Below are 12,112 nucleotides of genomic sequence, written 5' to 3'. Positions count from 1 at the left end.
ATTATATTTACCCAATCAAAAACAGGACTTACATTGAGCAAGATAGATGATGACGGGTGGTTGTACACCATTTCTTCAAAACGGAAGTTAATCGACTTTAACTTTAAAGAAATTTGGCGCTATCGCGATTTATTGTTCTTATTCGTTAAACGTGATGTGGTTACTGTTTATAAACAGACCGTTTTAGGACCGCTTTGGTATTTAATTCAGCCTTTATTTACTGCACTTACATTTACCCTCATTTTTAATAAAGTAGCTAATATAGAAACCGGTACAGTACCACCGTTCTTATTTAATTTAGCAGGAGTATCTATCTGGAATTATTTTAATACCTGTTTAACTGCCACTAGTGATACATTTACAACCAACGCTGCAATTTTTGGGAAGGTTTATTTTCCTCGGATTATTATGCCTTTATCCATAATAATATCCAACTTATTGAAATTTGGTATTCAGTTGTTGATTTTTATAGCCTTCTATGTATTTTATTATGTCAGTGGAGCTGATATACATTTAAATAGTGGTATTCTGTTTTTTCCTTTGGAGGTGTTATTCATGGGCTTATTGGGACTTGGATTTGGAATGATTATTTCTAGTTTGGTAACAAAATATAGAGATTTGAAATTTTTAGTGAGTTTTGGAGCGCAATTATTAATGTATGTTTCTGCAGTAATGTATCCCCTGGCATTAATGCGGGAAAAATTACCAAAAATTGCCTGGATTGTAGAATATAATCCGTTAGCTTATATTGTAGAGACTACAAGGTATATGTTGTTAAGCACAGGCACGTTTAGCTGGTTTGGGGTTTTGTACACTGTTGCAGTTACACTGTTTATTTTGTTTTTAGGAATTATTATATTTAATAGAACAGAGAAGACGTTTATTGATACTGTTTAATCAGTTATGAGTTGTGAGTTTTAAGTTATGAGTTATGAGCTATGAGTTGTGAGTTATTAGTTATGAGAGAAAAGAATAAAGTATAAGAATTTTCAATGGTAATACTTAAGGCCGAAAATATAAGTAAACAATATCGACTTGGATTAGTAGGGACAGGCACCATTAGTCATGACCTTAATAGGTGGTGGGCCGGAATCCGTGGAAAAGAGGATCCCTATTTAAAGGTTGGTGAGGTAAATGATAGAGCCACTAAAGCCAATAGTGATTATGTGTGGGCTTTGCAAGATATTAATTTTGAAGTTCATCAAGGCGAGGTTTTAGGTATAATTGGTAAAAATGGAGCGGGTAAAAGCACTTTATTAAAAATATTATCACGAGTAACTATCCCGACCACAGGCCAAATAAAGACAAAAGGACGCATAGCTTCTTTATTAGAAGTAGGCACAGGGTTTCATCCCGAACTTACAGGTCGTGAAAATATCTACCTCAATGGTGCTATTTTAGGCATGAACAAATCTGAAATAAAGTCTAAGGAGAACGAAATTATTGAATTTTCTGGCTGCGAACGTTATGTAGATACACCTGTAAAACGCTATTCTTCCGGTATGCGCGTGCGCTTGGCATTTGCTGTAGCTGCATTTTTAGAACCCGATATTTTGGTTATTGATGAGGTGCTTGCTGTTGGAGATGCAGAGTTTCAGAAAAAGGCTATTGGTAAAATGCAAGATATTTCAAAAACCGATGGACGAACAGTTTTATTTGTAAGTCATAATATGGCTGCAGTTAAGAGCTTATGCACTAAAGCAATTGTTTTAGAACATGGCAAAAAAGTATTTAAAGGCACGTCTGATGAAGCCATCAATTACTATCTAAAACTCGGGAATGAAGTAGGAGTTTCTAATTTCCATAGCTTTAGTACTTCTGAATTTGATGCATTCGATTTCAAAATTAAAAGTATTGGTGCTAAATCTAAAGATAAAAATTTCGAATTTCCCATTACAAGAGAAGATGAATTGCAAGTAGAATTTCAGATAGAGAAGTATGATCAAGAGCCTATTAATTTTATCTTGATGTTTAAAGATGATCAAGGCAGATGCATTTTTACGGCAAATAATAATCATAGTAAATTTTTAATAAATAAGGAAGGCAATTATACTGTTGTCTTAAATTTGCCTAAACTATTTTTTAATGAAGGGAATTTCTATGTCGATTTTAGAATTACAAAAAATAGAAAGCGTGTTTTTTCAATGAATGATGTCATTCAATTTTCTGTAATACAAGAAACAAAAGCTTTAGGGGAATGGATGGGAAAAACTCCTGGTTCATTAAAATTAATTTTTGACTGGGAATTAAAAGTAAATTAAACGTATGTTGTTTTCAAAAAAAGCCATAGATAAAACATTAATATTTATAATAGGTTCTGGACGCTCTGGAACGCACTTATTAGGTAGAACAGTCGGTCATATTGCTGAAGTTGAAGCGTTCATAGAAGATCCAAAATTATTTAAAAAAGTTACTGACGTTGCAATAAATCCAAATAGAAAAAAAAGTGATATAAAGAAGATATTAAAGCTTTATAATTCAGTATTTAGACAAACTAATAAATCTTTCGTTTTGGAAAAAACACATCCTAATATTTGGTTGGTAGAAGAAATTCTAGACTATTTCGAAACCGCTAAGTTTATAGGGATAAAACGGAACGTTTATGCCACAATAGCTAGTATGTTAAACCATAAAGGTGTTTTGGAATGGTACAACATATTGCCTTTAAATCAGGTTAATCCATTTCTTGGAATAACTGAAAAAAATTACGAATTGTTTAAGGATTTACCTTTGGAGTCCAAATGTGCTTTAAGATGGAAATCGCATTATGACAGACTCACTTATTTGGAAACTAAATTTCCTGAAAATGTATTAGTTGTCGATTATGAAGATTTTTACAATGATTATAATGGGTTAATGATAAAACTTGAAAGGTTTTTAAAACTTGAAAACCATATAAATTCTGAAGCACTTATTTCGAGTAATATAGATCGGTGGAAATCGGAATTAACAGATGATCAAATTAAAAATATAGATGAAGTTCTTGAAGATAATTATACAGCTCTAGTATGAAAGATGTTTACTGGTGGTCCAAAGCTAGATTTGAAGATTCAAAACTTGAAAATTTTGGCGATGCTTTAGTGCCATATTTGCTTCAAAACACTACTTCAGAGGATTTTCAGTGGGTAAGACCAAATACCAATACCACATTCAAAATTTTTAAAAGAAAACATTACTTAATAATCGGGAGTATCATTAGTGCGGCTACAACGCACAGTATTATTTGGGGTGCCGGAATAATGCACTCTAAAGAAAAAGTGAAAAAGGGAAAATTTTTAGCTGTAAGAGGACCCAAAACAAGGGAAAGATTGTTAGAGTTAGGTTATAAAGTCCCGGAAGTCTATGGTGACCCAGCTGTTTTGTTGGCGCTGTTCTTTAAACAAAAACCAGAAACCATTAAATATGAATATGGTATTGTCCCGCATTTTGTAGATTACGATAATGTGAAAGCACAGTATTCCAATCAAACAAACATAAAAATCATAAACCTGATAACGGACAATGTAGAGGATGTTATTAATCAGTTTCTGCAGTGTGAACATATCTTGTCATCATCTCTTCATGGGCTAATTGTTGCCCATACTTTTAGGATTCCGGCACTTTGGACTAAAATATCGGATAAATTAGCAGGAGATGATATTAAATTTGAAGATTATTTTAGTTCAATAGGTTTAAAGACTTCAAAGCCTATAGAATTTAAACCCTACGATTCATGTGAATTAAAGTCTATTTTTGAAACACATAAGGCATCGTCTTTGCCCACAATCCATTTCCTAAATAAGATAATTAAAGATTTAACACGTACTTTTCCTTTTCAAAAGACCAAAAGATTTAAATTATTAATTAGAAGTTATTTTGAAAACCATGCCTAGTACACCTATAATCTCCATAGTGGTAACTTGCTACAACCAAGCACCTTTCATTGATGAGGCACTTAATTCCGTTTTAGAGCAAACGTATCAGAATTGGGAATGTATTATTGTAAATGATGGCTCTACAGACCATACGGAAGAAGTAATATTAAAATGGTTAAAAAAAGATATTCGATTCCAATACATCGCTAGTGTAAATAAAGGCGTAAGTAATGCTAGAAATATCGGTATTGAAAAAGCTCTTGGTACTTATATTTTACCATTGGATGGCGACGATATATTTGGGACTCGTTATGTAGAGCTAGGCATTTCGGAATTCAATAAACATCCGGATTTAAAAGTAGTGTATTGTAAGGCTAAAAAATTTGGAACAGAAACTGGGTATTGGGTACTACCCGTTTTTTCCATGGAAAAACTACGGTATGTCAATATGATTTTCTGTTCTGCAATATTCAAAAAAGAAGACTGGAATGCCATTTGTGGCTATGATACAAATATGACCCATGGGCTCGAAGATTGGGAATTTTGGATTGCATTACTGAAAAATGGAGGCGAGGTTAAACAATTAGATTACGTAGGTTTTTTCTATAGAATAAAAGAAAGGTCCAGACAAGCGGACTTAAGTATAGACTCCAATAAAAACGAAATGATGTGTGCTTATATTAGTAAAAAACATGCAGACATATACATTGACGATTTTGGTTCGTTTCAAAAGATCCATAAGGATTACGCAAACTTAAAAAAATCATATAATAAATTATCGAAAGATAAAAGAGCGATTGCCAATCTGTTTTTTAATACGTTTTTTGGCTTTAAAATTTTTAAGGAAAAATAATATTATTGGTGTCCGATTAAAATAAAGTGTGTTCGTTGGATTTGTTGGTTTTATAGGGTTTTTAGAGGTTTAAAAATTTTAGACTATGCTATTTAATAAATCATGAAACTTAAAAACGGTACAATAATTTTATTTTGTTTCTCAGTTAGTTACAGTTTAGTCTAATGTTCCTTCCTGCCGGCAGGAAGGTAGATTCTAATAGTGGAGCGATCTTTTGTCTTTTATCGGACAATAATGTAATAATTTCAAAAAATAAGGGATATTAATAAATACGCTATTTTATAGGCATCAAGTTAATTAAAATGACTAAAGTTTCCGTAATCATACCAAATTTTAACCATTGCGATTATTTACACCAACGTATCGATAGTGTGTTGAATCAAACTTATCAGGATTTTGAAGTCATTCTGTTAGATGATGTGTCAAAAGATCAAAGTGTTCGCATATTGGAAACGTACAGGGACCATCCAAAGATTGCCCATATTGTGATAAATAAAAACAATAGTGGCAGTCCGTTTGGCATGTGGCAAAAAGGATTTGATCTTTCTAAAGGCGATTTAATTTGGATTGCAGAAAGTGACGATTGGGCGGACGCAAGGTTTCTCGAAACCTTGGTTCCCAAATTTGAAAATAACGATGTTGTTGTTGCGCATTGCATTAGTAACAACTACTATATGAAAACCAAAGTCACAAAGATTAATAGTTGGTGGACAACCTTCAACGTTAACCTTTGGGATTCGGATTTTGTGGAAAATGGAAAACGAATGCTAAGTAACTACGGAAAATACAAATGCCCAGTAATAAACGTAAGTTCAGCATTAATAAGAAAACGGGTCTTGAAAACTATAGAAATCCCGATTCAATATAAATACTGTGGCGATTGGTGGTTTTGGGTGCAGGTCTTTGACCAAGGCGATGTTGCCTATACGGCAAAAGCGTTGAATTTTATAAGGGTTCATGATGCTTCTGCCTCTAGTAGCAAAAACTCTAAAACCATTTTAAAGATTAAGGAAAATATAAAGGTTATACAAAACGCTTCGAATATTTTAGGGCAAGATGTGTCTTATCATGCAAATTACAAATGGCTTATAGATTTTTGGGTAAAGCAAACGGTAAATTCAAAAGACTATTTGAAAAGGGAATATTTATTTCCTAAAGTACCAATATCGTTTTTAATTGTATATTATAAGCAACTAATTTATACACTTTTTAACAAAGCATTCAGTCAAAAATAATAATGATTCCAAAAAAAATACATTACTGTTGGTTTGGTAGTCAGCCAATGTCACAAACGATTCAGGAATGTATAGAATCATGGAAAAAGCACTTGCCAGATTTTGAACTTATTTTATGGAACGAATCAAACTCGGACCTAAGGCATCCGTTTGCACAACAGGCACTAAAAGATAAAAAATGGGCTTTTGTATCGGATTATGTGAGGCTAAAAGTGCTGTCGGAACAAGGAGGTGTCTATTTAGATACAGATATGCTATTGCTAAAGGATTTTTCAGAATTATTGGACCAACCTTGTTTTGTAGGATTAGAGTCAAAAACATACATTAGCTGCGGAGTTATTGGAGCAGAAAAAGGGCACTCTTACATATTAAATTGCCTAAAGTATTATGATACTGTGGATGTCTTGAAACCCGTTAATTATAAAAATTTAATTATTCCAAAAATATTTACTTCAGTCTTTAAAAAAACATATCAAACAGAAGCGCTTGAAGCCAAACCCTATTCCGATATTTTAATTTTGGATGTCCAGGCTTTCTATGCTTATCCGAATCCAGACTCAAAGTTGAGACGAAAAGAAAACGATTATCTAATCTACGTAACCGAAGCATCTTATGCGGTACATTTGTGGGCCAGATCATGGAAGGGCTATAGTGAGTTTCAATTAATACACCAAAGAAGGTATTGGAAAGCTTTTTTGGTGATACTTAAAAATGGAAACCATAAAAAATTAGAACCAAAAAAATATTACGGAAAATTACTATCTACCATTAAAACCGCTATTTTTGGGTAATGAAAAGTGATGTTTTAATAGTTTATGGTTCACTAAATTCTGTGCCATCTCCAGAGGGAGCGGCTCCTGCGAAAGTCATTTTTGAAACGGTTGAATCCTTAAATGATAGTCGATTTAAAGTGCTTTCGAATTATAATCCTAAACTAAAATCCTTTTCATACAACAGGGACGTTTTTCGGCATGTGAGGTCTAATTTTATGGACACACTCGTTCTGTGGATTTTGAAACTTATTTACCCTTACAAAAAAAGAAAACAGAAGTTCATTACAAGTGCAGACAAACAACTACTTTATTTTATTTCTGTTTGTCGTTTTTTGTTTTTTAACGGGAATAAAAAAATCATTGTACATGTTAGTGTTGGCTTGGTAAACATGATTAAGTTGTTTTTTCCAAAGCGCGAAGTGGTATTTTTTCATCATGGTACATCGTTGCATACAAAATATAATGAACAACAGTGGCTAGAATTAATCAGCAATAGCAAAGCTATTTTTGGGGTTAATAAAATTGCGCTTGAAAAAGCGAACAACACATTTTCAAACCAATTGAAAACAACGCGATATTTTGGTATTCCCAACGCGATTGTTCCTAAAGTCACCCTAGAACAGTCAATTGGGTATTATAAAAACAGATCTTATGGAACCAATACTTTTGTGTTTGCCTTCTCAGGAAGAATATGTGTAGAAAAAGGGGTGTTAAATTTATTAAAAGCATTCCAACAAGTATATGATCAGAATAAAAATGTAAGATTAATTGTTTTTGGAGGTGCTGGAGCTATTGGTAAATATGATAAAAAAACGTCTTATATAGAAAAATGCCTTAATTTTTCAGAAGACCATAAATTGCCAATAGAATTTACGGGTTATATTGAAAATAATGATTTAATTAAAAGCTTATCCCAAATTGATACCTTAATTTTACCAACTGATAACAAACGTTCTGAAGAAGGAATGCCTTTATGTTTAATTGAAGCTATTTCATTAGGAAAACCAATTATTGCAACAAACTCAGGTGGTAATTCTGAAGTTGTGGAAGATAATGTAAATGGATATCTTATCAATTCTAATCCATATATAGATGAACTTGCGGAAGCTATGTTAAAAATGAGCTTAGATAAAGCACGTTACGCAAAGTTTTCAAAAGCAGCCTATGCATCGTATATTGAAAATCATACCTATAAAAAATACACTAAAAAATTTACTGATATTTTAAGTCAAATAAGTTATATTGAAAATGGTAAGCGATAGTAAAATAGCAATACACTACAGGGAAGGAGGCTATGCTAAACGCTGGATTGAATTTTGTCAAGAAAACAATCTAAACTTTAAAACAGTAAACTGTTATTCAAATACTATTGTATCAGACTTAGAAGGTGTAGATGTTTTGTTATGGCATCATCATAGATATGAGTTTAAAAATGCTAAAATTGCTGAAGCCATTTTAACAATTGCTGAACATAAAGGGATTACTGTCTTTCCAAATAAAATGACTAGAGTGTCATTTGATGAAAAAATCATTCAGAAATATTTATTAGAATCCGTTGAAGCACCTTTTCCTAAAACATTTGTTTCATTCGATGAGGAAGAATCAAAAACATGGTTAGAACAGCAAAATCAGCCTGTTGTCTTTAAACTTAGCAAAGGAGCTGGTTCTAAAAATGTAAGGTTGGTTAACAGTTCTGATGCAAAAAGTATCATCCATAAAATGCATACTAAAGGAATTGAGTCTTTTAAGGCACCACTTAATCTTAACTTTAAATTGCCTTTAAAAAGTATACTCTATAATTTTTACAGATATTTTTCTGTGAGAATACCATTAGCTAAAATGAAAAACAAGCGTGTTGGTAATGAGTTTAGCTATTCTTATTTTCAAGAGTTTTTGCCTAAAAACGATCATGATATTCGAATTGTTGTTATTGGCGACAAAGCTATTGGATTAAAACGATTAGTTGCTAAAAATAGCTTTAAGGCTTCTGGAAGTGGTGTTATTTTATACGACCATAAATTGATACCAATTGAGTGTATTTCAAAAGCATTTAATGTTCAAAACGATTTAGGTTTTCAATGTATGGCTTATGATTTTGTTAAGCATCCTACAAAAGGATATCAAATAGTAGAAATATGCTATGGTGTCTCTGCTAGAGCTTATGATCAATGTCCAGGGTATTGGACAAAAGATTTAGAATGGAATCCTAGCACTTCAGTTTTAGTGGAAGATTTAATAATTAAATCCATTATAGAAAAATAGGAGATGTCTAAGTTAAACGTCATATTGGTTTCTGGTTCAAGACATACAATTCCGCCAAATAAAAATAGCCCTGGAGTCCCAAGAATTATAGAAGCTCTGTCTAAAAATGATTCCGCCTCAATGAGTTATAAAGTGCTAAGTAAGTACGAGGATAATTTAGACCATAAAGCTTACGATAGAAATAAATATCTTCATATAAAACCAACACCTTGGAACCGCTTTTTCGAGAACATATTACATTATGTACCTCTAAAAATTAAAAAACGCATATTTGGTTATAGTTTAGAGGACCGAATTGTTTATTATGAAGGTATAAAGCGTTTTATAAAAAAAGAAAAACCTGATGTTGTCATTACATTTATGCATTTTGAACTGTTCAAAAAACTATGTAAAGCTTATCCAAAGGCCAAGCATATTTATTTTTTTAGAAGTACAGATTTAAAGTTGCGGTTAGGCCTTAAAAATATAGATTTTTTATTAAAAAATTCAAGTGGTTTTTTGGCCAATACAAGAGCGCCAATTGATGAACTCAAAGCACTTTCGCCTAATTTAAATTTCCCGACCCAAACCATATATAATTCGGTTAATTTAAGTGACTTTTCGGATAAGATTAGCGATGGTCTTTCAAAACAATATCGCAAAGAATTTAATTTAACTTCTTCAGATTTTATTGTGGGATATGCAGGCCGACTTAGCGAAGAGAAATCTATATTGGAACTGTTTGAAGCGGTACATTATTTAAATAACAAAGGACTGAAAATTCATTTGTTTATAGCTGGAAGTATAGAAATCGAAACCACACCTAATATCCATTATTATAAGGAAATTATTAAATTTGCAGAAGAAAACCTTACCGATCAAGTACATTTTTTAGGTTGGCTCCCAAACAAAGAATTATATGAATTCTATAACGCTATAGATATAGGAGTGCTATTATCAAAATATAGTGAAGGAAACTCTATGTTTTTAATAGAATCGCTTTCCATGGGAACACCAATTATAGCAACGAGTATTGGCGGCAATCTCGAAATTATTACCAATGGGGAAAATGGGTTTCTAATCGAAGTTGAAAATGTAAAGGAAAATTTGATTGAAAAACTTGAGATGATCGCAAACGATAAAAAACACTTAAATCAAATGTCTATAAATGCTCTAAATTATATAAAACAACACCACACAATTGATATAATGGTCGGTAAGTTTAATAACTTTATGCAAAATTTTGAAGCGTAGTTTTTATTATGGATATTAAAAATCAAATTGAGTTTTATGACGCTTATTGGTCCGGTAGGAAGGTTCTAAACAACTTAAAATTAAGACGTGCTGTTAAAATTTTAGACTATTTTGTTACTGTAAAACGCGAAATAAAAGAACCTAGAATAATAGAACTTGGTAGTGGAGATGGAAGATTTACCGCATTTATAGGAGAATTTGGCAATGCAGATGCCATAGAACTTTCAAAAGAAGCTGTGGTAAATGCCAATAAACTTTATCCACATGTAAATTATATACATGGTAATGCATTAGAGTATCCACTTGAACATGCCATATACGATGTTGTAATTTCGCAAGAAGTCATCGAACATATTGAAGAACAAGATAAATATTTTGACGTTTGTTTTAATATTTTAAAACCTGGAGGTTATCTTATATTAACAACGCCCAACAAAAAGGTATTTGATCATATGGAAGGCGGCAATTGGTCTAGACAACCTATTGAAAAAGTCTTAACACCAAAAGAACTCAATGCACTTGTGAAAAAGAAATTCAAAATTATAGATTATGATAGTATTATACTTAATTTTGGAAGACTTGGTCACTTTAAAATTATAAATAGCAGTTACATTACAGGGTTTTTTAATAAAATTGGATTAAAGAAGACAAGAGAAAGAACTTTAGGGAAATTAGGTTATGGTTTGCATCAATGTGTGTTTGCAAAAAAATAGGATTTATTAACAAATGAACATAGCAATCTACAATGGTAATTTACAACCTACAACTTTTGTTTTAAGATTGGCTCAAGTCGTTAATGAGGAACATTCGGTCCTGATTTCCGGAACCTCTACAAAATTATATAAGTATTGCAAGAAAGGGATTTTTTTCTTGCCTACAGATTCGAGCAATAGATTCGTATTATTGTTTCAATTGGTATTTAAGCTGACCACTTTTTTCTGTTTTTACCCTAAAACATGTAAACAATTTATTGCCAAATTACGCCATTCAAAAAAGCCGTTTCAAATTAAGGTTAAACAGTTTTTAATATGGTCAAAATTCTTTTCTAATAAAGTAGAAGTTATTCATATCCAATGGGCTTCCCATATTTACCTATTTGAAGAGTTATTGGACGACTCGTATTTTAAAACAATGGTAAGCTTAAGGGGACGATTAATTAACATTACGCCACTTGCAGATACTGAAATACAAGCCTTGTATGAAAAAACGTTTCCAAAAGTAAATAAGTTCCATGCCGTAACTTACGATATTAAAAAGCAGGCAATGATTTATGGCGCTGTCGAAGATAAAATTAAAGTTATATATTCTGGTGTTGAGATACCAACCTTTGAAGCCTTTAAAAAGGAAGATTATTCAAAAGGCGAAACGTTGCAGATACTTTCTGTTGGGAGACAACATTGGAAAAAAGGCTATAACTATGCCCTAGAAGCTTTTAAGCTCGTGCTTGAAAATAACGTAAAAGCGACTTATACAATTATAGGAGCGGCAGAATCTGAAGAGATTATTTATTCATTGCACGATTTAAATATTGTAGATCATGTTGTTTTGACTTCTAAAATGGAATATTGTGACGTTTTAAAGTCAATGCAAAAAGCGGATGTTCTAGTTTTGCCAAGTGTTTCCGAAGGTCTAGCAAATGTGGTTATTGAAGCTATGGCACTTGGATTGCCAGTGATTAGTTCAAATGCCGTAGGAATGTCAGAATTGGTAGTTAATAAAAAAACGGGATTTTTATTTGAAAATAGAGATGTAAACAATCTGGCAGAGACCATAACGTATTTTAATACAGCGCCTCAAAAGGAAATTGAAAACATATCTGAAAAAGCATTTCAAAAAGTTCTCGAACAGCATAATTGGAAATTGTTTAAAGAAAACTTCAATAAATTCTATCAATGTTAACGA

Annotated in this window: 12 protein-coding genes; all 12 read left to right on the top strand. The window is 32.1% G+C overall.

Features of this window, described 5'->3' with window-relative positions:
* Positions 1-33: 33 nt before the first annotated feature.
* The 12 genes from HM990_RS11105 (at position 34) to HM990_RS11050 (ending at position 12,109) form a co-directional block, all read left to right on the top strand.
* The gene (locus tag HM990_RS11105) at positions 34-897 is read left to right on the top strand and encodes an ABC transporter permease (protein WP_178989005.1); all 864 of its coding nucleotides are present in this window, start codon (positions 34-36) and stop codon (positions 895-897) included.
* A gap of 95 nt (positions 898-992) precedes the next feature.
* Entirely contained in the window at positions 993-2,261 is a 1,269-nt protein-coding gene (locus tag HM990_RS11100; RefSeq protein ID WP_178989004.1) for an ABC transporter ATP-binding protein, read from the top strand.
* Positions 2,262-2,265: 4 nt separating this feature from the next.
* The gene (locus HM990_RS11095) at positions 2,266-3,012 is read left to right on the top strand and encodes a sulfotransferase family protein (protein WP_178989003.1); all 747 of its coding nucleotides are present in this window, start codon (positions 2,266-2,268) and stop codon (positions 3,010-3,012) included.
* The gene (locus tag HM990_RS11090) at positions 3,009-3,872 is read left to right on the top strand and encodes a polysaccharide pyruvyl transferase family protein (protein ID WP_178989002.1); all 864 of its coding nucleotides are present in this window, start codon (positions 3,009-3,011) and stop codon (positions 3,870-3,872) included. The genes HM990_RS11095 and HM990_RS11090 overlap by 4 nt, the downstream gene beginning before the upstream one ends.
* Positions 3,865-4,707: a glycosyltransferase family 2 protein gene (locus HM990_RS11085; protein ID WP_178989001.1), complete on the top strand. Its 843-nt coding sequence runs from the start codon at positions 3,865-3,867 to the stop codon at positions 4,705-4,707. Before HM990_RS11090 ends, HM990_RS11085 begins: the two co-directional genes overlap by 8 nt.
* A gap of 302 nt (positions 4,708-5,009) precedes the next feature.
* Entirely contained in the window at positions 5,010-5,942 is a 933-nt protein-coding gene (locus HM990_RS11080) for a glycosyltransferase family 2 protein (protein WP_178989000.1), read from the top strand.
* Between the two features lie 2 nt (positions 5,943-5,944).
* Complete coding sequence (locus tag HM990_RS11075) at positions 5,945-6,733, top strand: glycosyltransferase (protein WP_178988999.1); 789 nt, start codon at positions 5,945-5,947, stop codon at positions 6,731-6,733.
* Positions 6,733-7,977 (top strand): glycosyltransferase family 4 protein, encoded by a 1,245-nt coding sequence (locus tag HM990_RS11070; protein ID WP_178988998.1) that lies wholly within the window; start codon positions 6,733-6,735, stop codon positions 7,975-7,977. Before HM990_RS11075 ends, HM990_RS11070 begins: the two co-directional genes overlap by 1 nt.
* Positions 7,964-8,977, top strand: coding sequence for an ATP-grasp domain-containing protein (locus HM990_RS11065; RefSeq protein ID WP_178988997.1), 1,014 nt, complete (start codon positions 7,964-7,966; stop codon positions 8,975-8,977). Before HM990_RS11070 ends, HM990_RS11065 begins: the two co-directional genes overlap by 14 nt.
* 3 nt (positions 8,978-8,980) lie before the next feature.
* Positions 8,981-10,210, top strand: a complete 1,230-nt coding sequence (locus HM990_RS11060; RefSeq protein WP_178988996.1) for a glycosyltransferase family 4 protein — start codon at positions 8,981-8,983, stop codon at positions 10,208-10,210.
* 8 nt (positions 10,211-10,218) lie between these two features.
* Entirely contained in the window at positions 10,219-10,923 is a 705-nt protein-coding gene (locus HM990_RS11055; protein ID WP_178988995.1) for a class I SAM-dependent methyltransferase, read from the top strand.
* A 13-nt stretch (positions 10,924-10,936) separates the two neighbouring features.
* Positions 10,937-12,109: a glycosyltransferase family 4 protein gene (locus HM990_RS11050; protein WP_178988994.1), complete on the top strand. Its 1,173-nt coding sequence runs from the start codon at positions 10,937-10,939 to the stop codon at positions 12,107-12,109.
* The last annotated feature ends 3 nt before the right edge of the window (positions 12,110-12,112 follow it).

It is taken from the genome of Winogradskyella schleiferi, from assembly GCF_013394655.1.
GTDB classification, from domain to species: domain Bacteria; phylum Bacteroidota; class Bacteroidia; order Flavobacteriales; family Flavobacteriaceae; genus Winogradskyella; species Winogradskyella schleiferi.
This window is presented reverse-complemented; position numbering and strand designations above follow the sequence as displayed.